The sequence below is a fragment of the Mycobacterium sp. IDUB_1 genome (assembly GCF_055419625.1).
Genome location: NZ_JBVAYA010000003.1, coordinates 544,815 through 567,661 on the forward strand (window position 1 = coordinate 544,815; position 22,847 = coordinate 567,661).

Sequence of the window (22,847 nt, forward strand, 5' to 3'; positions counted from 1 at the left end):
ACCACGTGGTTAGCACCATCTTTCGCTCCTCACCGCGAAAAGCTCTGTTGCTCACATGGCTCTTTGTGCAGGAACGCGCTCGCCTTTCGGCACGAGTCTTGCATTCGGTGCAAAGGTCCACGCTGCCAAGTTGGGCCGGTTTGTCGAGCTTCTTCTTCGCCACGACTTCAGCTTCCTTGTTCGTTAGGTGCACGAATCACTGGAGTAGCCCATGAGTTGGCGACTTCGTACATTATCCTGGCACGCTTCACGCGTCGCGTTCAGCGAGCCCCGGCCACTATTTGCTCCTCCGGCGACGCTGGACCGGGGTGCCGGTGCACGACACTCTCATGTCTTTCGGATTCCATCCGGCACTCTCGGGTATTCGCGGACAGATACGCTCACAGGCGTCCGCGACTAGTTGAGAGCGTCCAGGTCAGGAGGGCTGCTTTACTGTCGCCTAGTTCCGGATCGGACAAGTGACGGCAGGCGCAGCGGGTGCGCGTGTGGACAGAGACGACACCAGGGCGCGGCGCGACTTGTCATCCAGCGAGCGCTGAAGGATTTCGTCCCAGGTTTCGCCATCGAGTAGACGCCCCAAGACTTCGGTGTCCGCCCACCCCACTGCTTGAAGAAGAACGGCACTCCTGCCTTACGGCAATCGTCACGGATGCTCGCGCCCACGCGATGTCCATCGGGCGGTGATGGGGGCCAGATTCGCCGCCAGCGATCACCCCGACCGATCTCGTCTAAGTCGAGACCGTCCAAAGGACCCAGCAGCGGCTCACAGGCCTACTGGGGCGACAGCGCCCGGCGCACCACCCCGAAACTCCGAATGAGCTTGGGCCCTAGCACTGCCGCGAACATGATGACGGCAAGCAGCGGCCGTAAATGCGGCCGGAGCCGTCGTATCTGCCCGGCCTCGTCAAGCTCGAACACCATCGCATCATTGAACCGACGCTACGCTCGGCCGTAACCCCCGGCCGAGCCGCTGATGCCGCAGCCCGGCACGGCCGCCCGCCGCCCGGTGCCGCGGGCGGCCCGGTGAGCAGGCGTGACGGCGGCTGATAGCTTGCGTTGGGCGCATGCTCGCGCGGTTCTAGTCAGCCTGTAGCCGGTAGTCGGCGGTCAGATCGGAGACAATGTCCGCGAGGCCCTTCGGATAGTTGCGCATCCGCTTCGGGTCCGGCTGCGGCCCAATGGACTGCGCTTCGAAGAGAGACACCGCCGCCTCCGTCATGCGCAGAGCGTTTCCGAACGCGTCGAGCGTGACCGCCAACAGGCCTGAGTCGTCTAACTCGTGATTGTCAAACACGTACCCCGCCAGCCACTTAAAGCCGTGCACGAATCCCGAGCCGAGCGAATAGAAGGTCTTGGCGCTGCGCGGATGCATCACCCTGTCGAGGTCGGGGTCTGGCTTTCGCGGCAGGCGCTTGTCCATCCAATCTTCGGCATTCTCAACAAACTTCATCGGTCCCCCAGTCGGCCCGATGATCGCATCCGCAGGCAGCGCCGCTATCTTGGCGTGACGTTCAACCTCACGAGCGCGGCGCTTCTCAAACTCGGCCAGGTCCGCCTCAGCCATCGGATCGCTGCGCGCCTCCAAAGCTGCGGCCTCCAGCTTCTCAAACCCCTCCTGCTGGCCACGCTCACCCTTGAGGAACCCATAGCAGCGGCGAATCCGCTCTTCGGTATCCGTCTCGCTGATAAGCCAAATGGTCTTGGCTGACGATTCCATCGCAATGCGGCACAGCGCCGCCGTCGCTGATGTTCGCATCTGCCCCTGAGTGAGAGCGAACGCGATCACCTCGGCTGCCGCCGTGAGGCTCTCGCTCGCGTTCATTGTTGGATATAACGCGGTTGAACTGACAAGAGTCTTCTCGCCCTCAAGCGTGACCGCAGCGTCGTCGTGGGCGAGTCGACTCTGCCGATGCGGCCGGTTGGGTCGTAATCCCCACGGCAGGAATGCTTTTGCGTGTGCGGCGCGTTCACTGATTAACGCGATGAACATGGAACGGAGCAGTTTCCGCGCGTCCTCGGGATACTTCGCCTTGAGCATTTCCCAGTCAACCTCGGAGAAATCCGGTCGTGGAGCCGGTGTCCCTCGCGGCGCCTTCGGGGGCAACTTGACGCCGAACTCGGCTGCCTCTTGTTCGTTTCGGGCGTCGCTCTCCTGACGGCGCCGAGCCTCCCGCTCTCGCCTCTGTGCCGTCGTCTGCCTGTTCCTCTTTCCCTTCCCCACCGGTCCCCCTCCGTATCGGCTCACGAGCACGCGCAACTCACGATAGGACCGTGCCCAGCAGGCCGTGCGACTGAATCAGCGTGGTCGCCCAGCGTCGGCGAATCGCTGTTGTCCGGCGCTATCGTGTCCTGATGGATTCTGTCCGGCACTCGGTTGGTTCTGGACAAACGGCCACGGCTCCGGCCAGAACTACTTGATAGTGCCCAAGTACGCGCACTCCCCCGGTCTCAACTTATTCCGGATCGGACATTTGTCGACTGGAGGTCGGGACCGAATCCATAGTCAGTTCAATCAGGATCGTTCAGGCCGAATCCGCTTCGAGCGCGTCGACGGCCACTTTCACGAACTTAGCAATCACGGGATCGTCTGCCCCGGAGTAGTTGCGCACCACTCGACGGTAGGCCTCGGTCGCCTGGCTGCTGGTGTCCTCGAAGTGCTTCGATATGGAAGCGACATTGATCAAAGCCTGTGCCACGAGTCTTCGTAGTTGTAGTGCGTCGGCCCGAGAGTAGTCGGACGCGATGCGCTTTAACGGGAGAAGGGCGGAACGTGCGTAACCGAGGTGCGTTTCGAAGACCGCCTTGTTCATCAGCGTTCTCGCAACGCGAATCGCAGATTCGGTTGCTGTCGCGTCACTCCAGACCGACGGTGGTGATGCCAACCGCTGATCGATAAGGCGGAGAGCGTCGCTGACGACACGTCGAGCCGCTTCCGATCTGTCGTTGCGCCGATGGAGGATGAGCGCGCCGTCGATCACCGCATCGTCAGTGAGATCACGTACCTTCGGGTCGCTGTCCGACTTGAACGCATCGAGTGCATGCTGATAGGTGATCAGGGCGTCGTCGTCCTCACCCGGTTGATTCCACCGCTGCAACACCTCGCCACGACTGATCATTGAGCGTGCAACGCGAAATCGAATGTCGCTGTCGGAGTGGGGGTGCGCCTTGTCGAAGTAATCGGATATCAACAACTCGTAGGAGTGCGCGGCGTCGCGCCAGTCTGAGTAATCGGCAGATTCCGACAGGATGTAGGCCTTGTTGGCGAGTGCGTTGACCACCGGTAGCAACGTGCTTGGTTCTCGGACTGGAAAGTAATCGTCGATGACCGTCTGCCAGTACTCGAGTGCACGCCTGTTTCCCGCGGGTGGGTCGATCTTGGAATGGAGATTGCCGATCGACACGAGCGCTGTGGCTCGCATCGCACCATAAGTCGACTCATCAGTGGATGTGAGTTCCTCTACTTTTCGAACGACGCTCTGAGAGGCAACGAGAGCGTCTTGGTACCGCTCTGAGTTCTCGAGTGCCTCGCTCAGATACGCCCAGGCGACCATTTGCAAGCTGATGGGGAGCTCTGTAGATCGCGGGTTGGTTGCATTAGACAACGCGGCGATTGCGGTGTCCCACCAACCGTCCGCGTGTGCTCTCAGTCCGACCATGAAGGCCCAGAACGGCACCTTCGTCTGTGCGGCGGCAGCCCAAACCGCCTCTGACACGGGAGCGTTCTGGCGATGAGACCTTATCCAGAATGCGTAATCGGTGGCGCGATAACCTCCTTCGACCTCCACTAGGAGAGCTGTCGTGCCGCTTACGGGTCGCAGCGCCCAAGTGAGGCCTGCGGTCAACGGGTCGGTTGTCGACGCAGTGTCTGCTAGGTGTTTGCTTGCGAGATCGCGTAGCGAATCCGGACTGATCGCGTCTCCGCGGCCGGCGCGCTGCCAATCGATCGCGGCGATCGCAACGGCTGCACCCTCTACGCTCTGATCGACGTCTCCCTGATGTCTCCTCGAGTTGAGTTTGTCTTCCAGAAAATGGCCACCGATCAGGTATGCGGCCCACCCATGCTGTCGTGCGACCTCGTAGTCCGGCTCGGAGAGCAGCGGTCGCAAAGGCAGTAGATCGTCGTCCGTCGTCTGTGGCAGGTAAACCGACTCTGCCATTGGTGCGAACTGTTGGGTGATCCCGCTATCGCGCGAACTGTTTCGCGTTGCGGCGATGATGCGCCGGGGCCCGCCTGCTCGCCACTGCATCAAGTCCGACGGTTCGAGGCCCGACCGCAGGAAGGACAGGAAGTCGTCGAGCCAGAGCACCGCGGGTCCGTTGGGGGCGACGCCGTACGTCGGGTCGAGAACGGCACGAAGTGCGCCGTAGTCGCGAGGTGCCAGCACTTCGAGTGGCTCGAACTGCTCATCATGGCGGCGAAGCGATTCGAACAACGTGCGGGACTTCCCCGAGACCGGCGGGCCGTCAACGAAAATGAGCGTCCGACCACCTGCCAGGCCGGCGGTCAAAGCCGAATCCAGTTCGGCGTCGGCCGGATGTCGTCCCAGGTAGGCGGAAGCTGGCGAGCCCTCAGCGGCCGGGATGACGCCGATTGTCGTCGGATCGATTGACTGGACCCTCGCCATCGGCACAAGTAGCCGACGATCACGGCTCGAATAACGCGGGCGCGATTCCATGCAACCAGACCTCCCCCATAACCCTGCCGACAGACCCTATCCCGCGAAACGCGAATCCACGTGCGCAAAACTTGGCAGGGCTCCGGACACGTTCGTTCCCCGCCCTATTGTCGATGAGCCGACCGTGTGGTATCAGATCTGCATGACAGATGACGTCCCTTTTGCGGAATGCACGGATCCTCGATGGGCGCCCATTTTCGCCGAGGAGAGATCACGCGGATTTCTGCGGTTGTCCGGACCGTGCCCTCGTTGTGACCATCCAACGACCACCGACTACACCGCCGTGACTCTCGGCGGTGCCGGTGGCACCGCGCGCGAGACCGAAACCGTGACCATGTTCTGCAAGTGCGGCCATCCACATAAAGGGCACCCCGATAACGACGTGAGTTGCGGGGCGTACTGGCTGACGGTCACCGAATTGTGAAGTTGCCCTCGGTACGCCGATCGAAGCGTCCTGACGAAACGCAGATCCCGCCGATGATCGGGATCGACGCCAAGCGATGGGCTCAGCGCGCGGATTCGTTACAATACGCCGAGTTGGCGAATCTGCGTTCGGTGGCGCAGAACTGGCGGACGGGACTCGCCGGGTTGACATCCCTGCTTTCGGTGACATCGCTGATCGCGGTCCCAGGGCTTTCGGACAGGCTCAGCCAACCGTTGCGGCTCGTTGCCTGTGGGCTCATTGTGACAGGACTCATGGCATTACTGTTCGGCACATGGCAAGCCATGACTGCGGCGTTCGGAATACCCGGTCGAGCGGCACACATGACAGGAGAACGGCTGCGGCTCTGGGAATCCGGTGCAACCAGGGCCGGCGCATCAGCGCTGGGCAAAGCTCGAACGGCGACGGCCGTCGGACTCCTGCTCATTGTCATGGCCTCGGCAGTGGTGATACTCGGCAGCGCCGGCCCCACGCCGAGCCCCTTGGTCCGCGCTAAAACGGTGGCGGCCGAGTTCTGCGGCCGTGTGGGCGACTCCGACGAGGGCCAGCTCGTCGTCATTGGTGGCGACGGCACCGTGCACCGAATGCGGATTGCCGACGTGCGCTCGCTGTTGCCGGCTGTATCGTGCTGATCTAAACGGGGTTGCTCCTCGTCTCGAAACGGTGACGTCGTGTGATCGCACCGCCGCAGCGGGTTTGAACACATCCGCAGCATGAATAGCATTTTCGAAAGCACATCGGGGGACACACTTGAAAAACGTGGCCGTGCTACGAGCGGTTGACTACGAGGACACCTATGTCTACTGGCGTTGGTTGGACGAAGACGAGAACGTCTTTGCCGATAAGATCCAGGTCGACGTGCTGCGGCCACTCCTGGACGTCCTTCAACGAGCGCTCCCGGTAGCGGGCCCCGGGGAGACTCCGGCACAAGCAACAGCACGGGCGCTGCGCGACGGTCCGTTCGCCGATTTGGTCGAGGAAGCTGCACTGAGCACCGCATTGGGACGTGCTGTTCTTCCGGAGGTGCTGCGCGAGCAGATCATAAGCAGGCGGTCGAAATCGGCCAAGCCCGTTCACCTTCGGGTCACACCCAGTCAGCGTCTCGCACAGATTCCGTGGGAGATCCTCACAGTCGACGGCCGGGCCAGGCTCCTCGAGTACGCCAACGTCACTTACGAGCCTCCAGCGACCGTTCGGTCGCAGCTCGCGGACGACCGCGTGGATTCTGCGGCCGAGCACCGCGCCTTGTACGTGCTGGACCCACAACTCCCCGATCGGGCCGTCGATGCCGGGATGTTGCAAACGATGGACACGGAAGCCGTTGCGCGCTTCACCGCCCACATCTCAGCGCGTGACGTGCGCCAACCGGCGACAGCGTCGGTCCCGATGTTCCCGGCGCAGGCGACTGTAGGACGAATCGCCCTAGGCGAGGCGCTGCGTCACGCTAAACCGTCCCGACTGTTCTACTTCGGTCACGTGAGTAGCACGCCTTTCGACCCCGGATCCGCATCTCTGCATCTCTCCGATAGCGCGGCGGTCTGGGGTCGAGCAGAGCAGGTTGGCGCCGGCCAACCCTCTATTGATGATCACCTTCCCTTCTCCGCGCTCGACATCCTGCAAGGCACCATGCCGTGTGGAGACGTTTGGACCCGCCGAACCTTCGGCGTCGGCGACGATCCCCGCCCTGGCATGGTCATCTGGCCGATGCCGCCCCGCGTGGCACTGATTGCGTGCGAGGGAGGCGCCGATTACCGTGCTGCCGAGACGTTCGGGCTCGTGATGGCGATGATCACCAACGGAGCCCGGTTGGTGACGACTAGCCGCTGGATCATGCCGACAGACAACGCTTTTCGGCGATACATGCTGGGACCGCCAGCAAAGCACGCTTCACCCACGACTGAGCTGGCACTTCGAGTCGATGACGCTCACACGACGGCCGATCCGATCGAGGACCTTGCCGAATGGCAGCGAACCAAACTGGCGGACTGGCTCGACACGGGGAGCATGTTGCACTCGCCGGTGGTTTGGGCTGCGTTATCCAATACGGCGGTGCCTGCCGCTTACCGGCCGACCGCAATCGGTGCCGCGCTCAACGCGGATCCCCCCACCTACGGCTAGGCGATCGGCACCGCCCTTGGCCGATCTATCGTGGCGTACTTGAAGTCCGCGGATTCCACAAACGGCGAGAGGATCATCTTCCCGTTCGGCCTGATCAACCTCGGGGGCGCCGTCATAGGTAGCTCGGCGCCAGCGAGGAGTCGTGCCGCTCCCCCGTCCATAGTGAGTGCCGAATTCCGTTCCGCGGCTTCTTCATCTGCCCCCAAGACAGCGAGTTGCGTAACAGTGAGGTGGTCGTGAAACGGTGCCGTCACCTCATCCGCGGGCGAACCGGCAGCGTATACCCCGGAGTTGATCACAAACTCGATTATCTCGCTCGAGAGAGCCGCATCGCCGGCCCGGTAGCAAGTCTCAAGGGCCTGCTGGAACGCAGCGTTGACCTGGCCCTTCCATCTGACTCGCTGTGCCGCCCGAGGGAATTGAAGTCTTTGGGCGTCGATGAAGATAGCGGCGGGCAGTAGCCGGTCGAGAACCGTCCGGTGGGCGTTGCCTTGGCTTCCCATGAGTCGGGCAGCGTTCAGATCGCATTCGGCGACCTCGTTAATCTTTCCCAACCGGTAATAGATGTCGCGCGCGTCGGCGAAGTACTCGACCGCCTCGCTCCACCGCTGAGATCGACGGCAGGCATTCGCCGCGTGCAATAGGGTCTGCGCCAACTTCGGATCGTTGTCCGCCTCGTCCAATCTCGGCAGCACAGACGTGAGAATGGCGGCTGCCAGTGCGAAGTTGTCCGCTTTGTACTCGATGTTCCCGCGGAGGATTTCGCAATCGTCGATTGAAGCAGTATCACCGAGGGCCTCGAATCGCTTGCGAGCGTTGTTGAGGTGTTGGCGGGCGACGTCAACGTGACCGAGGTCGAGCTCGGCACTGGCCAGGTTGTACTGGGTCTGCGCGGCGGAACGCCGCTGCAGGACATCCGTGCGGCCCTCCAACTCAGCGAGGTTAGCCGTCAGAACTTCGACCGCGCGTTCCGCATTACCGCTTTTGATCATCGCGGTCTCACGGATGGTCTGCACGGCCATCGCGGCGTCGAGGTTTCCGGCTGATCGAAACATCGCCTCTGCCCGGTCGAACTGCTTTTGAGCCTTCGCGCGCTCGCCACGTTCGAGATCGACCATCGCACGCATCATTGTGCATCCCGCCAAACACGAAGGGTCCTGTTCTTGGGAAGCAAGACGCTCCGCTTCGTCAAGAGCCACCGCCACGTCGGTGTAGCGCCCGGCTTTCAGCTGTGCTTGGGCGGACTCCAGCAGAGCCTTCGCGAGTTCGCGATCGGCGCCCTTGACATTTCGAAGAGATTTGACGCGAGTCGCGAAGAACTGAGCCGCACCGTCGTCATCGCCGACGGATTGAGCAAGCATGGCCAGTTCTCTCTGACAATTTGCCGACTCGACGTAGAGCCTGTGATCCTCGAAGCCACCCAGCGCGGTGGTGAGGTATTCCCGCGCCTCCTCGACGTTGCGCATCTCGAAATGCACGGTGCCGGCGACGAGTTCGAGTCGAGCGAGGGACCGGCCCCCGAGGAGCGGCCTGCGGGCATCGACGAACTGAGTGATGCGGTCGAGTGCCTGCTGCCAGTGACCCAAGTCGCGCTCTGCGCTCGAAAGGTAGACGGCCGCCTGCGCCGCGTCGTTCCATCGGGCGGCAGCGGAGTACACGTCATAGGCGCGTTGTGCTGCAGAGCCTGCGCGCGCCGCATCCCCGGCTTGCAACGCGGTGAGCGCAGCGGCGAGGTCCTGCGCCGCCTGGGCCACGAGGTCCGGGTCGCCAAGTCGGTTGGATTCCGCGATGCCGTCGACAGCCCTCAGTGAATGGTCGACATCCGCGGCGAGGCTCGGCTTGCCGATCGAGATGAACAGGGACCGACTCTCTTCGAGAGCTGATCGCGCTTCGTCAGCGCGCCCGCCGCACTGAAGTGCAACCCCAAGATCAGACAATGTCTGAGCACGATCAAGATCCGTCAGAACCGCATCGCACCGATCCAGCTTCAATCGGTAATACTTTGAGGCCGAATCGAAGTCGCGGGCCAATAGGTACGCGCTGCCGGCCGCTCCGAAGCCGAGAGCGACATCGGTGTCGCTGCCGGCGCGTGTCGAGCGCGCCACCGCTTCCAGGTTGTCGTTCGCGGCCCCGGTGTGATCGCCGGACTCGAGACGCTGTTCAGCCCTAGAACGCAGCACATACGCTGATACGTTCAACGCCAGTTCCATCATCTCTGCGCGCGGGAGTGCGGTCTCTACGCGGTTCACTACCATCTCGCTCAGCGCATAGGCGTCGTCGAATCGTCCGCGTCGGGTGGCATGCACCGCTAGCTCGATGTTCGCGCGTACCGCGGCCACTAGGTCCCCGATGCTGGCACACACCTCGTCGGCGGCAACATACGAAGCCGTTACGGCTTCGTATGACGCGTCGGTCGCAGCGACGGCGCGGGCCCTCTCCATCGCAGTATCTCCCCGGCGCAGGTCACTGCAATTACTGTATAGGCGATACGCACAATCGAGTTCGACGCGCGCATCCGCGTGCTGTCCGGTTTTCGTGAGCATGCGCGCGCTGAGCACTGCAGCATGCGCCGCCGCTGCTCGGTCGCCGCTCCGCAGAGCGGCGGCGTACGCCGAAGAGTAGTGTTCATGAGCCAACGTCCACGATTGCGCGGCGGATCGCAGGTCGCCAAGCGCCGTCGCCGCCTGCGTGGCCGCCGCGAAGAGCTTATGCTCCAAATACGTTCCGTAGGCCGTTCTCAACAGGTCGACGGCGTTCGCAATGGTGCCGTCCGCACCCGCCGTACACAGTGCCATCCAGTACCGTGCGTCGGCGATGTACTTGGGATGCCCGGCAGCCTGCATGAGACGAAGTGCACTCTTGGCTGCGGCAATGCCTTCGTCGAATTGCCGCCTGCTGTGGCATTCGGCTGCGGATCGGAGCGCTTCGCTACCGGCTCTGAACGAATCCCATGACCCTGCCCCTCGAAAGCGCGCCCGGATGCCGTCGTCGTACAGCACGACGAGCTGATCAACTCGATCCGACTCACCGGCAACATTCACCTCGAGCGCGTCGGTGCTGCGGGCTCTGGCCGCTGCACGAACCAATTCGATCGCTCGCTCGTAGTGTCCAGATGATGCAGCCAACTCGCCGAGGCGCTCGGCGGTCCGTGCAAGATATCCGTCTGAGCCGCCTTGCCAGACATACGTAGCCAAGGCGTGTTCATATCCCTGCTCGGATATTGCACGCGCACCGGACAGCTGAGCGATTCGCGCCAAGTAGTATCTCGCATGCGCCGCGACGTACTCCGCTCCGTCATCGGCGAGTAGATCGCTTGGTCGTTCGAACGAAGAGACGCAAGATCTGAGATACGCCGCTGCCTGGACGTGGTTGTCGTCAGCGAGACTGACTAGTGCCAAGTTGAATTCGACATAGGCGGTGCGCCGCGCATGGCTGGCCTTGTAGGCCGACAGCGCATGTTGAAGGGCGGCCGAGGCTTTCGCTGAGCGTCCGTGAACACGCCAGACGAGGCCACGCAGGTAGTGGCTGACAGCCGCGCAGTCTTGGTCGAGAGGCGTCTGCCGCCACTGCGCATAAATCCGCTCGGCAGAGAGCGTCGGAGGCACACTTACTTGAGCGGAGAGCGCGAGGAGTAGATGGTCGGTGCCGAGGAAGTTGTGGTCGAGAGCCCTGGAAATCGCGACGCCCGAAGCGATCACGGCGTCGACCGACGAATCGTCCGCGGATTGCCGAGAGGCGATCTCGCACCGGATCGCATCGACCGTGACGCCCACCGCCATCGCGGCCTCGGCGGCGCTCGTGTCGCCCATCTCGACCAACGCGAGTAGTAGATGATCCGGTGACAACGCAGTGTGTCCCAGATCGGCCGCGGCCTTCGCGGCAGTTCGCATCGCCAGTTCCCACTGATCCGTGAACGGGTGACTCATGAGTTTGCTCCCCTCCAGAGCCGTCGCGGGCTTGGTTCTCTGGGCTCCGCCCCCTGGGCGGCGGCGAAGCAGCAAGAGCTGCGATCCGATCCTCCATCGAGCATCCTACTTCGCACGTTCGCTCCGAGTCTGAAGTCACCGGTGCCGGAGTGACTAGCGGATTCGAATCAGCCCGGCTGCAGTGCGTTCTTGATGCCTCTGATCACAGAGGGAAAAAGTTCGTTACTGACCTGTGTGGTAGGCGGCCACGCCATCGCGCCGCCATGCTGTGGCCACATCTGCACCACGCCTGCGCCTCCGAGTCGGCGCAGTTCCGCCACAACCAGGTCCGTCGCCAACTTGAACAGCTGATCTGATGTCCCCAGAGCAAGGAGAAAGCACACACTGGGCAGACCGAGGGCCCCGATGAATGCGTGCCCATCCGTCGATCCGAATGCGAGTTGAATCGGCATCGCGTACTTCTCCGGTTCGGACCGTGCAACCACCATCATGACCCCGGGTAGCGACGATCCCAACGTCGCTCTCAAGAACGATGCGTTCGTCGGGTCGACGGTCGCAGCTTGCGAAGCGCCCTGCAGAATCAGGGTTTTCAGAACCCAGCGTGTCACAGCTGCCGCATCCGTGCTTGTGACATTGAAAGGAGCCAGTGCCGACATTCCCGGCACAGCATCCTCGGCGGGTTGTTCGATCAACGAATTGACGGTTTCTGCGCATCGCTGACAGAAGTCACCAACGCTGAGTTCGTTCATCAAGACCGGCACTGCGATCGGAGTGGGCGAGTTGTTAGCGACTCGGTAGTGATGGATCTGAGGAATGGTGCCGGTCGGTTCGAATACCCGCACCGCAAACGGCGACAGCACGGGTAGACGCCAGAGCTGCGGCGCATCCTGTTGGCAGATTACACATCTCATCGAGAGATCTCCGTTCGGCAAGGCTTTCACATGTCAACTTGGAGGGAACATTAGCGGTGCCTGGCGTGATTCGACTCAGCTCGCGCGGCGTGCCATCGTCGGAACTGAGTAAACCGTTGAGGTAAAGGTCGTTTCCAGGTGTGACCCCATCGAATCCCGAACGGCACGGCCTTTCGGGTCGCGTCCCGCCGCCGGTGGTCTGGCGGCGATTGGGGCGACCTTGCCCGGCGCAGCCCGGCAGCGCCGCCGTACGCCCTACGCCACCAATCTGATGGCCCTCACCCCGAAGTCTTCCTGGCCCTGAGTGCGTACGCTGCTGCACTCGGTCTACGACCAGCCCGACGCTGACTCCGTTGCTGCACAATATGATCGGATTGTCGCTGCGTTGTCAGACAAGCGTCCCAAGGGGGCCGAGCACCTCGATACACCCCGCGCGGACCTGCTGGCGTTCACCGCGTTCCCCAAAGCAAATCTGGCGCCAGATCTGGTCAAACAATCCCCAGGAGCGGCTCAACAAGGAGATCCGGCGGCGCACCGACGTCGTGGGTATCTTCCCCAACCGCGATGCCCTCATCCGCCCTGTCTGCGCCGTGCTGGCCGAACAACACGACGAATGGGCTGAATCCCGCCGCTGCCTCGGCTTCGACGTCCTGAGCAAATCACGCGCGGACCAGACCCCGCCCACAGAACAGGAGGATGCCCCCGTGGCACTGACCACCTGAACCATCACCACGAAGAATCACACGACGACGTCGTACACCACACCTCTGGACTTGACCATTTGCTAATCGTCCAGCAGGCCCCACGACTTGATCAGCGTGGTCGCACAGCGTCGGCGAATGGATGCTGTCCGGCACTATCGTCTCATTCTGGATTCTGTCCGGCACTCTCGGTTGGTTCTGGACAAACGGCGACGATCCCGTCCAAAACCATCTGAGAGTGCCCAGGTAAGCGCACTCACCCGGTCTCAATTAGTTCCGGATCGGACACAAGTCTCCGTCTGTGGCTTTGCAGCTCATCTCCGACTTCTTCACTGAAGCGCCCCGACCGAGCGCAGACGGTTTTCCAGTCGCTCAACTATCGGGCTGTGCATCTCGTGACGCTTTCACGTTGGTCGCGTGATCCGTGCCTCGCACATTGTCCGCCAACGGAGCTCACTGATGGCACACTTACCGACCTGCACAACCCCGGGCCAGCCTCACCCCATTTCGTCACAGTGACGTATCAGGATCCTTCTAGATAGAGTCTCGGATGCCCGGCTTCATTCGGTGTAGGTGCTCACTTCGAGGCTGGCTGCGCGGTTGTTCCACTGCGGAGGCAACTCCAGGACATCAGCGAAGAACGTGGCCGTCTCACCCTCAAAGTTGGGCTTCTCCCAGAGTTGGACTTTCATGCCGGTGGGGATGAGCATCGTTGAAAGTGTGCCCACTCCCAGTGCGTTAGCTGCTAGGTCGGGATACTTGCCCGCCTTCAGCAAGAGTGCCGGACGTGACCACGTGTAATCCAGGGCCACGATGTAGTCGATCACGGGTGGCCCGTCTGCAGTCTTGTAGACGATCAGCGACGAGATGCGATCGTTCCAGTCCATCGGGACCGCGGGGGTATCGGCGGTGAAGTCGATGAACGCGCCCTGGAACCAGGCGTGGTCGTACCCCCGCACGGCGAGACCGTCGGGAACCTTGAGCGCACTGATCTGATCGTTGCCGACGAGAATCTGTCCCTTGGAGTCGTCATAGCGACCTAAAGAGAGCTTCTGCGATCGGCCAGGAATGCCCTGCCAGTCCGCTGCGTAGTCGGCGTGGGTGAACACCTCGACCTGCTCGCTGGAGTGCTCGATCCGTTCCGGGATCTTCAGGCCGTCAGGAAGGGTGAGGGTGAAGTACTCGGCGGCAGAGATGCTGTCGACTACCTCGGACACGTGACGATCCAACGCATTCAGTTCTGCGGTGATCGCGGTGTTCCACGTGGAGACGGTAGCGGCGTCGGGAGGGGAAACAAAGTATTCCGGGCGCAACTGAATGACTTCCAGATCGTTGCGGATCTGTAGGAGCTGGAGGCGCTTCTTCATGCTGTCTTCGAGCACCTGCTGTTGCCTTTTGAGGTCGAACCAGTTTGGCGCTGCGGGAAATACGAGGGTGTCGTAGGAGGCGGCTTGCACCGAGTACGCCTTGGGGTTCTGTTGCACTGAGTTGGCAAAGGTCTTCAAGCGGGCCATGACCTCTTCGATCGTTCCCGTGTAGGAGATTTGGTCGCCGGACCCACCCTTCTGGTAGATCGACACGCGGACCTCTGAGCGCTGTCTCAGTTCGGACATTTTCGTTTGCACGCTGGCGTCGATCGAGCCTGAGGCCAGCAGTCCGTCGAAGCTGGACTTCAAGGAAACGGCGAGGTCGCGTTGAGTCTGTTGCTCCTGTGAAGTGATGGAGAGAACGGCGATGTACTCGCCGCCGGTCTTGATTCCGCGGATGAACAAGTCGCCGTATCGATTACGAAACAGGTCCTGCTTGCCGTCGGCGATCAGCTGCGCCGCGTCCGCGACAGGGACCGGGGCCTTGATGCGTTTGAAAGCGTTCTGGATGTCGGCCCTGGCCACCAGGAATGTCGAGGTCGAGTTGAAGCGCGATTCCTCGGCGAATTTGAATTTTCCTTATGCACTGAACAATCCATAGCGACCTTCCACAGCCACACTCACGCCGAGTGACTCATACATCTGTTCGGCGGAGTAGATCAAAGTGGTGTCGTAATGGGCTTCCATGCCCTCATCGCCGGCGGCAACCTCGATGTCGGCAAAGGTGACGGACTCGAGCGTGCCCACCTCGCCCGTCAGGTCGTTGATACCGAGGCCAAGTGCCATGCCGTCAGTGAAGGATAGGGTTCGTTGTTGCGGCGCCACGAGTGTGCCTTTCGCTAGGTCATTGACTTTCTCAAGCGTGTACGGCTGACGGCTCGCGGGCGTGAGTAGTCAACTACTCGTTTTTGGCACGATGTGGCACCGATAGGACCGAGAGCGCACGGATCGGCGTTCCTGATCCTGCATGCCGTGGTCGGCTGCGTGTGCATACCCGGCCTCCCCCGGTAAGCCGACCGAGCCACCGCCTTCCGCGACCTCGATGACGCCCGATCTGCGTTGAGCGTCGTCCGACCGCCCGTTCCGCTGTTCGCGCCGCGGCCGCGTGCCTGTGGAGGTGCCGAATCACGGCGGGCTTCATCCGCCGCAGCGTCCACATCTCCAACGCGAATGGCAACACGGGAAACAGAACCGGCAACCCGTCCGAGACGAGGCGGTCATCAGGGGCGGCGGAAGGACTTCCAGTCCCCGATCGCCGCCAGGCGCCGTCGCTGCTGGACTGCCGCACCGCTGTCAAGGCCGCGGTCGCGGGTCTCGAGGTTGGCGATGACGCGTTGGCGGTGCTCGACGGGGTTGTGGTCGTCGTACTTGAACTTCGCCTCCGCGCGCACCACCGCCAGCCGCGACCCGCGGATACCGGGCAGCATGCGGGCGTAGGGGTGGCGCAAGTCGCCAGGGTGCTGGCCTGGCCACCGACGAGCGGGTGTTGAACGCCGCCGGGAGGCGAAGCCCCGGTCAGCGTTGGGTCGATTTGCCGTTGGCCAACAACACCTTCAATGCGTCGCGATAGTGACGGGCGTTCGACCAGGTACGCCTCTCCAGTGCACAATCTCGTCGTCGATCGCAGTCGCCATGACATCGAGTAAATGAGGCGCAAGTTGTTGTTCGACTACATAATTGACGCGATCTCCACCACGGGGAACGCGTGCCGTGCGGCGAAGTGCCGGGCGGCGTCCCCTGCGAGGACGTCTCCCTCATCAGTGACGAGTTCACATGCGGCGGCGACCGGTTGGTAGCCGGCCATCGCGACCAATCTCATCGCGATGCTCCAGCGGTCCGTCGCGTCCGCTGGGTCGTCGTCAGCGCATCGGATGGGCAAGATGTGGCCCGGCCGGGTCACATCGGCCGGCACTGATTCGGGATCGGCGAGGACCCGTAGCGTGCGCGCGCGGTCGCGGGCCGATATTCCCGTGCCGATGTTGCAGGCGGCGTCGACGGCGACGGTAAATCTGCACCCGTTGTTCTCGGAGCCTAGAACGGGTTGATCCGGGATGCGAAGGCGGTCCAGTCTCGACGATTGCATCACGGCGTGGATGAGTCCGGTCGAATGCCGGACCGCGAAACCGACCTGCGATGGTGTGGCCGCAGAAGCTGGAAAGACGAGTGCAGCAACGGGTTCGGTGATCATTATTGCAACACCCCGGCCGATGAATTCAGCGACGAGGCCCGGCGGAAAGTCGGCCGCTGAACTCACTTGATATCCGGCGATGACAGCTGTGCTCATAGCGGTTGTTCCCTGTCCCAATGAGTTTGACGACGATGTGTGGTCAGTGCAGGAGGCGGTGATACGACGATCCGTGAAAAACTAATGGTCTGCGGCCGTTCTCGTCGGCGCTGATATCGACGATGCGCAGCAGCACGAGCTGGTGATCGCCCGCGGGCACGATATCTTCTATACCCACCGTGATGTGCAAGGAGCCGCCGACGATGAAGAGAGCACCGTCCTCGCCGGCCTGCCACTCGACATGGGCAAAGCGGTCGCTGCCTCGCGTGGAAAGGGATTGGCTGGCGTGCTCTTGCCCCTCGGTCAGGACGGTCAGACCGAGAAACGCGGCATCGCGCAGGATCGGCCACGTCGTCGACGAGTTCGCAACGGAGATGGAAACCAGTGGTGGGTCGAGCGACATCGACACGAACGAGCTGACCGTCATGCCGACCGGTGCGTCGCCGACGACAGCGCCAACGGCAACGACTCCGGTCGGGTAGTGGGCGAACGCCCTCCGGAGCGCGTGAGCGGTAATCACCATGCCGTTACCCCACCGTCGACCGGGAAGGCGACACCAGTAACGAACGACGAGTCAGGTGACAACAGATAGCAAATCGCCGACGCCACCTCGTCTGGCGTTCCGAAGCGTTTGATGAGGTTCCTTGCAAAGAAAGCCTTTTCGGCATCATCGCGCGCGCTCTCAGGCACTCCGGACAGGTATGCCCGGGGCATCGGCGTGTCGATCGTCGCGGGGCAGACAGCGTTGACCCGAATGTGGTCCTCGGCGAGATCCATCGCCAGCGCGCGCGTTAGTCCCACACATGCGGTCTTCGATGCCACGTAGGCAGGCATTGACGGGAACGCCACGAGGCCCGCCGTCGACGACAGGTTCACGACGCTGCCCCGCGCGGCGCGTAGGTACGGCAGCATGTCCTTGATCAGGAAGAACATCGCCTTGGCGTTGACCCCCATGAGGTGGTCCCACACCTCGTACGTGGTCTCGGTGAGAGGGAGGCCGGAGATGACGCCTGCATTGTTCACCAGGCCCGCGAGCGCGGCGCCCTGTTGGGTGACGAGTTGTCCGAGCTGCGAACGGAATTCGTCGCAGGTGACGTCGCCAAGAGCTGCCTCGACAGGCACATCGAGATGGTCGACGGCCGCTCGCGTCCCATCCAGAGAGGCCTTGGTGACATCGGTGATGACCAAGGAGTACCCCCGCGCCGCCAGCGCGAGGCAGGTCGCCCTGCCGATTCCGCCGCCCGCGCCGGTCACGAGGGCCAAGGGTCGGGTGCTCATACCAACACCGCCTTCACCGCCGCCAGCGCGACCTGTTCGTCCTCGCTGTAGTGGGCACCGCTGACGCCGACCGCGCCGATGACGCCGAGGTTGGGGTCGCTGATGCGCTCACCGCCGCCGAACACCGCGTATCCGGGAACGTTGGTCATCCCGTATAGGAGCGCGGGGTCGGTCTTGATGAACTCGAAGAATTCGCCGGTGTTGAATCCGGATGTCGCGGCAGTGCGCGCTTTTCGGACGGCGACGTCGGTCGACAGGACAGAAGCGCCCTCCATCCGCTGGTAGGCCTTGAGCACACCGTTGGGGTCGGTGACGGCAATGGTCACCGCGATGTTCATCTCTCGCGCCTTGGCCAAGCCGGCGTCGATCGCGGAATTGGCCGCAGCAAGGGTGATGGCGCTGGTGGTGAAACTCTGAGATTCCATGTGTCCGTTCGCTTTCTGCGTTGAGAGGTGCGTGCTGTCGATCAATTACGAGGTCGGGAAACGTGCGACCCATGACTCGACCTCGCGGAGGCCGAGAAGCTCGTTGAGATCGCCGAACTGGTACCACTGCGAAGGGTCGTGGGATTTTCCGAGTTCACGGAGAACCGATCTGCTCGCCGCCAGCGCGCTGAGCAGCAATTCGATGGGATAAATGGCCGTCGAATAACCCAGCTCCCGCATCTGGTCGACGGTCAGCGCCGGGCTACGCCCCGTCGTCGCGGCATTGAAGAGCAACGGACCGTCGACGGTGTCGCGAATGCGCTTCATCGCATCGATGCTGGGAACCGCATCGACGAATGTCATGTCAGCCCCGACCGAACGGTAGACGCGCGCGCGTTCGATCGCGGCGTTCAGCCCCTCCGTATGCAGTGCGTCAGTCCGGGCGATGACGACGGGGGCGTCGCGACCGAAGTACTCGGCCGCAGAGATGGCCGCCGACACCCGGGCAGCTGCCTCCTTCACCGGCACCACGGGATCGTGCTCGAGATGTCCACAGCGCTTCGGATTGGCTTGATCCTCGATGTGGAAACCGGCAACGCCGAGTTCGACGACCTGTTCGACCGTCCTGCGGATGTTGGCAGCGTTGCCGTAACCGGTGTCGATGTCGACGACCATCGGCAGCTCAGTGGCCGCTTTGATTCTGCGATACGTGCCGATCAACTCTGTTCCGGTGATCAGTCCGACGTCCGGAAGGCCGAAGCTGCTGGCGATCGAGGCGAAACCGCCGACATAGACGCCCTCGGCTCCGGACTGGTGAACCAATCTGCTCGTTACGGCGTCGTAGGCACCCGGGAGGACCAGCGGCTCCTCGAAGGCGATCCGTCTGCGTAACCACTCGGCGGGCGTCGTGCCCGCCACCTGTCGGTGTTCTTCCTTGACATTGGGCATGTGAGCAATTTAACTGGCTTGGCCAGTTAGGTCAACTGGCTAGGCCAGTAGACGAGACCTCATCGGCGGCACTACTGCCGCTGCCCGATTTCTGGAGGACACCCATGATCGACCCGTACCGAGAGCAGATTCCGCGACACGAGAACCCCCTGCTCCGCAGCCCGAACAAGCTCAAGATCGGCGTCTTCGGCGCGAACTGCAGCGGCGGCACCACGATGAGCACTCATCCCGGGCTTGTAGAGGCCCGTTGGAACGAGTCGGTGGAGATCGCCCGTGCCGCGGAAGCCGCTGGACTGGAAGCGATGGTGCCCATCGGCCGCTGGCGTGGGATGGGTGGCCAGACGAACTTCCAGTACCGCAGCTTCGAGACCCTCACCTGGGCCGCCGGCATCGCGGCGGCGACCAACACCATTGGCGTCTTCGCCACCGTTCACGTCCCGACCATTCATCCGGTCCGGCTGGCCAAGACCTGCGCGACCATCGATCACATCTCGCGCGGTCGGTTCGGGCTGAACGTCGTCGCAGGCTGGAACGAGAAGGAAATCGGCATGTTCGCCGACAATCAGCTTCCCCACGACGAACGCTACGACGTTGCATCGGAATGGATGGAACTCACCTCGAAGCTGTGGACCACCGACGGTGAGTTCGACTTCGCGGGCAAGTACTTCCGCGCGCCGGGGGCCGTCAGCGATCCCAAACCCATCCAGCAGGACGGGCCGGTGGTCATGAGCGCCGGGAACAGCCCCCGTGGCGTACGGTTCGCCGCCGAATGGTGCGACCTGAACTTCGTCGCGGCCCCCTCCATCGAAGAGGCGGGAGCCACCGCTCGCTCGGTGAAAACCCAAGCGCGGGAACAGTTCGGCAAGGAACTGGCTGTATTCAGCCAGGCCTACATCATCTGCCGGGACACCGACGCCGAGGCTCGCGACGTCTACGACACGATCGCCGGTGTCCAGGGCGACCAGGAAGGGGCGGACAATCTGCTCAACGCATTCGTGCCGAACTCGGGCAGCGCGGACTGGAACGCCATGCGAACGGCGATAATCGCCGGGTGGGGAAGCTATCCCCTGGTCGGCAGCCCCACCACTGTGGCCGACGGATTGATCGCCCTGTCCGAACAGGGCCTCGACGGGATGGTCGTTAGCTGGCCGCACTATCACGAGGGCATTCGACAGTTCGACGAACTGGTGATGCCCTATCTGGAGAAGGCCGGAGTCCGGTCCCGTGTCCGCGCCTGAGATCGACGCACCGCGGGCGATCACCGTCCTCGGCGCCGGACTGATGGGTCACGCCATCGCGTATGTTGTCGCCTCACACGACATCCCCGTCCATGTCTACGACCCGTCCGAACGCGCGCTCAGCTCCCTCGACGAACGCCTGCAGGCGTGTGCTGATGCCGCGGGGCGGGGGTATCGAGACGTCTCACGTGGGTCGATGCTGACAGACGCCGTCAAGGGCGCCGACCTCGTATTCGAAGCCGTCCCCGAAGACCTGACGCTCAAGGCCGAACTGTTTAGTGCGGTGTACGCCGCCAACCCGGCTGCGGTGTTGGCCACCAACACTTCTGTGATCCCCGTCCGCGACATCGAAGAGCAATTGCCCACCACCGCAACGCTCGTCGGCACCCACTGGTGGAACCCTGCCCACCTGATCCGGGTGGTCGAGGTGGTGCCCGGCCGCAGAACCGGCCAAGCCGCTGTGGACCGGGTGACCGACCTGCTGGTGGCGCTGGGTAAACGCCCCGTCACGGTGGCCGACGCACCGGGTTTCGTGGGCAATAGGCTGCAGTTCGCGCTGTGGCGTGAGGCCATGCACATCGTCGATTCCGGCATCGCCGACGCCGAAACAGTGGACCTGATCGTCCGCGAGACGTTCGGACGGCGCCTTCCCGTGCTCGGCCCCTTGGAAAACGCTGATTACATCGGCCTGCCCCTGACCGAGCAGATCATGTCGTATGTGCTCCCCCATCTTTCGAACAGTGCGGTGCCCCCGCACGGCCTGGTGGAGCGTAACAAGTTGGGAAAGAACGGAACTCGGTCCGGATCTGGATTCCTGTCGTGGCCCGACGGCCGCGCCGAGGAGGTCCGTCGCCGTCTCGACCTACAACTGCAATCAGCGAGAGAGGTTGCGTCATGAAGCGCACCGTTCTGGTCACGGGGTCGACCACCGGGATCGGCGAAGCCACCGCCACCGCGTTCGCGGCGTGCGGCGAACGTGTGGTAATCAACGGCCGAGACGAGTCCCGCGTTCGCGCTGCCTGTGACCGTATCCGTCACGCAGCCGAGGGCGACGTAGATGTCGTCGGGGTGGCCGCGGACATTGCCACCGCGGACGGTGCCGCCACGCTTCTCGACGCCGTCCCTGATGTCGACGTCCTGGTCAACAACGCTGGGATCTTCGAGGCGAAACCGGTTTTCGACGTGTCGGACGCCGAGTGGATGACCTACTTCGACGTAAACGTCCTGAGCGGAATACGCCTCGCGCGCCAATACGTTGCGGGGATGAAACGACGCGGTTGGGGACGCATCATCTTCGTCAGCAGCGATTCCTCGGTCTTCGTGCCCACCGCGATGGTCCATTACGCGACGACGAAGACCGCCCAGCTGACGGTGGCCAGGGGGATGGCGCAGGAACTTGCCGGCTCCGGCGTGACCGTCAACAGTGTGCTGCCGGGTCCCACGCGCACCAGCGGCGTCAAGACGTTCATTACGGACAACTTCGGCGCTGGCGTGACTTATGCTGACGCCGAAAAACGATTCGTCGCACAGGAACTCACGACTTCCCTGATTCAGCGCCTCATCGAACCGGAAGAGGTTGCGAAGATGATCTGCTACGTGGGGTCGTCCGCTGCGTCGGCGACGACGGGCGCCGCGCTGCGGGTGGACGGCGGCGTCCTTCCCAGCATCGTCCCGTAACCGAGCCATATGGCCTATACTGGCCTGGCCAGTATAGGCCATGGCGTCCCGCACCGTCCCGGAGGTGATGATGGCTTTCGAGCCGATCGAGAAACGGCGCGCCCACGAGCGCGTGGTCGTGCAGATCGAACAGAGCATTGCCGACGGCACATTCGCGCCCGGCGACCGTTTTCCGTCCGAACGCGAACTGGTCGAGCAGTTCGACATCAGTCGGCCCACGGTACGTGAGGGGCTCCGCGTGGCGGAGAGCCTCGGTCTCATCGAGGTCCGGCCGGGCAATCCGAACGGAAGCATCATCACCGCGCATTACCCCAAGGGGCTCGCGCGCGTCATCGAAGGCGTGCTTCGGGGGAAGGCAGCATCGCTGGCCCACGTCGTGGAGATGAGGATGCTACTCGAAGGCCAGGCGTCCTACTATGCAGCGCAGCAGGGTGGCGAAGCGATTGAATCGATGCGCGATGCACTCGACCGTATGCGGCATGCCGCCAACCTCGCCGAGCTGGAGAAAGCGGATGTGATGTTTCACGAAGCTCAGGGAGCAGCCAGCGGCAACCCGTTGATCGCCCTGATGGTCACCGCGATGCGGGACGTCACGAAAGCAACCATAAATGTCGGGTTGCCGTCGCTGGGCTGGCCGGATGCGCGAGACAAGGCCATCGAGCGCCACAGCGCGATCCTCGCCGCGGTTGAGACTGGCGATGGCGCTGCCGCCTGCAAGATCGCTCGGAGCAACCTGATGGCGACCTATGAACCGCTGGTGTCCGACGTTGCCGGGCGGATGAAAGCGCTCGTCCTGGCCAGCCCGGCTGAGCTGACCCTCTAGGCGATCAGGAACCGAGTATTGGATCGACCAGCG

General features: G+C 62.8%; 19 protein-coding genes and 1 pseudogene. 7 read left to right on the forward strand and 13 right to left on the reverse strand.

Annotated elements, in window-relative coordinates; all coding sequences use genetic code 11:
• Positions 1–429: 429 nt before the first annotated feature.
• From ACZYYX_RS19800 to ACZYYX_RS19810, 3 genes are all read right to left on the reverse strand, one after another.
• Positions 430–747, reverse strand: a complete 318-nt coding sequence (locus ACZYYX_RS19800; protein ID WP_463816298.1) for a hypothetical protein — start codon at positions 745–747, stop codon at positions 430–432.
• A 331-nt stretch (positions 748–1,078) separates the two neighbouring features.
• Complete coding sequence (locus ACZYYX_RS19805) at positions 1,079–2,038, reverse strand: hypothetical protein (RefSeq protein ID WP_463816299.1); 960 nt, start codon at positions 2,036–2,038, stop codon at positions 1,079–1,081.
• Between the two features lie 484 nt (positions 2,039–2,522).
• Complete coding sequence (locus ACZYYX_RS19810) at positions 2,523–4,676, reverse strand: hypothetical protein (protein ID WP_463816300.1); 2,154 nt, start codon at positions 4,674–4,676, stop codon at positions 2,523–2,525.
• A gap of 477 nt (positions 4,677–5,153) precedes the next feature.
• Between ACZYYX_RS19810 and ACZYYX_RS19815 the strand changes: the two genes are divergently transcribed.
• Positions 5,154–5,750 (forward strand): hypothetical protein, encoded by a 597-nt coding sequence (locus ACZYYX_RS19815; RefSeq protein WP_463816301.1) that lies wholly within the window; start codon positions 5,154–5,156, stop codon positions 5,748–5,750.
• A 127-nt stretch (positions 5,751–5,877) separates the two neighbouring features.
• Complete coding sequence (locus ACZYYX_RS19820) at positions 5,878–7,236, forward strand: CHAT domain-containing protein (protein WP_463816302.1); 1,359 nt, start codon at positions 5,878–5,880, stop codon at positions 7,234–7,236.
• On the opposite strand, the gene ACZYYX_RS19825 is transcribed toward ACZYYX_RS19820, so the two are convergent.
• Positions 7,233–11,162: a Clp protease N-terminal domain-containing protein gene (locus ACZYYX_RS19825; RefSeq protein WP_463816303.1), complete on the reverse strand. Its 3,930-nt coding sequence runs from the start codon at positions 11,160–11,162 to the stop codon at positions 7,233–7,235. The two genes, ACZYYX_RS19820 and ACZYYX_RS19825, sit on opposite strands and share 4 nt — an antisense overlap.
• A gap of 167 nt (positions 11,163–11,329) precedes the next feature.
• Positions 11,330–12,103, reverse strand: coding sequence for a hypothetical protein (locus ACZYYX_RS19830; RefSeq protein WP_463816304.1), 774 nt, complete (start codon positions 12,101–12,103; stop codon positions 11,330–11,332).
• Positions 12,104–12,266: 163 nt separating this feature from the next.
• Here ACZYYX_RS19830 and ACZYYX_RS19835 point away from each other — a divergent pair.
• A pseudogene (locus ACZYYX_RS19835) lies at positions 12,267–12,795 on the forward strand (transposase); the annotation flags it as partial.
• Between the two features lie 539 nt (positions 12,796–13,334).
• Here the strand turns inward: ACZYYX_RS19835 and ACZYYX_RS19840 are convergent.
• The 8 genes from ACZYYX_RS19840 to ACZYYX_RS19875 form a co-directional block, all read right to left on the reverse strand.
• Entirely contained in the window at positions 13,335–14,666 is a 1,332-nt protein-coding gene (locus ACZYYX_RS19840; protein ID WP_463816305.1) for an MAC/perforin domain-containing protein, read from the reverse strand.
• Positions 14,667–14,720: 54 nt separating this feature from the next.
• On the reverse strand, positions 14,721–14,927 hold the full coding sequence (locus ACZYYX_RS19845) for a hypothetical protein (RefSeq protein ID WP_463816306.1): 207 nt from the start codon (positions 14,925–14,927) through the stop codon (positions 14,721–14,723).
• Between the two features lie 434 nt (positions 14,928–15,361).
• A complete protein-coding gene (locus ACZYYX_RS19850; RefSeq protein WP_463816307.1) occupies positions 15,362–15,589 on the reverse strand; it encodes a hypothetical protein in 228 nt (75 codons plus the stop codon).
• Between the two features lie 221 nt (positions 15,590–15,810).
• Positions 15,811–16,425, reverse strand: a complete 615-nt coding sequence (locus ACZYYX_RS19855; RefSeq protein ID WP_463816308.1) for a 3,4-dihydroxy-2-butanone-4-phosphate synthase — start codon at positions 16,423–16,425, stop codon at positions 15,811–15,813.
• 43 nt (positions 16,426–16,468) lie between these two features.
• A complete protein-coding gene (locus tag ACZYYX_RS19860; protein WP_463816309.1) occupies positions 16,469–16,948 on the reverse strand; it encodes a flavin reductase family protein in 480 nt (159 codons plus the stop codon).
• Positions 16,942–17,703, reverse strand: coding sequence for an SDR family NAD(P)-dependent oxidoreductase (locus ACZYYX_RS19865; protein ID WP_463816310.1), 762 nt, complete (start codon positions 17,701–17,703; stop codon positions 16,942–16,944). Before ACZYYX_RS19865 ends, ACZYYX_RS19860 begins: the two co-directional genes overlap by 7 nt.
• A complete protein-coding gene (locus ACZYYX_RS19870; RefSeq protein ID WP_463816311.1) occupies positions 17,700–18,128 on the reverse strand; it encodes a GlcG/HbpS family heme-binding protein in 429 nt (142 codons plus the stop codon). Before ACZYYX_RS19870 ends, ACZYYX_RS19865 begins: the two co-directional genes overlap by 4 nt.
• 45 nt (positions 18,129–18,173) lie before the next feature.
• Positions 18,174–19,076, reverse strand: a complete 903-nt coding sequence (locus ACZYYX_RS19875) for an isocitrate lyase/PEP mutase family protein (RefSeq protein WP_463816312.1) — start codon at positions 19,074–19,076, stop codon at positions 18,174–18,176.
• Positions 19,077–19,180: 104 nt separating this feature from the next.
• Between ACZYYX_RS19875 and ACZYYX_RS19880 the strand changes: the two genes are divergently transcribed.
• From ACZYYX_RS19880 to ACZYYX_RS19895, 4 genes are read left to right on the forward strand one after another with little or no spacing between them, the layout of a single operon-like run.
• Positions 19,181–20,314 (forward strand): LLM class flavin-dependent oxidoreductase, encoded by a 1,134-nt coding sequence (locus ACZYYX_RS19880; RefSeq protein WP_463816313.1) that lies wholly within the window; start codon positions 19,181–19,183, stop codon positions 20,312–20,314.
• Positions 20,301–21,212: a 3-hydroxyacyl-CoA dehydrogenase family protein gene (locus tag ACZYYX_RS19885; protein ID WP_463816314.1), complete on the forward strand. Its 912-nt coding sequence runs from the start codon at positions 20,301–20,303 to the stop codon at positions 21,210–21,212. The genes ACZYYX_RS19880 and ACZYYX_RS19885 overlap by 14 nt, the downstream gene beginning before the upstream one ends.
• A complete protein-coding gene (locus ACZYYX_RS19890; RefSeq protein ID WP_463816315.1) occupies positions 21,209–21,991 on the forward strand; it encodes an SDR family NAD(P)-dependent oxidoreductase in 783 nt (260 codons plus the stop codon). The genes ACZYYX_RS19885 and ACZYYX_RS19890 overlap by 4 nt, the downstream gene beginning before the upstream one ends.
• A 40-nt stretch (positions 21,992–22,031) precedes the next feature.
• The gene (locus ACZYYX_RS19895; protein ID WP_463816316.1) at positions 22,032–22,814 is read left to right on the forward strand and encodes a FadR/GntR family transcriptional regulator; all 783 of its coding nucleotides are present in this window, start codon (positions 22,032–22,034) and stop codon (positions 22,812–22,814) included.
• The last annotated feature ends 33 nt before the right edge of the window (positions 22,815–22,847 follow it).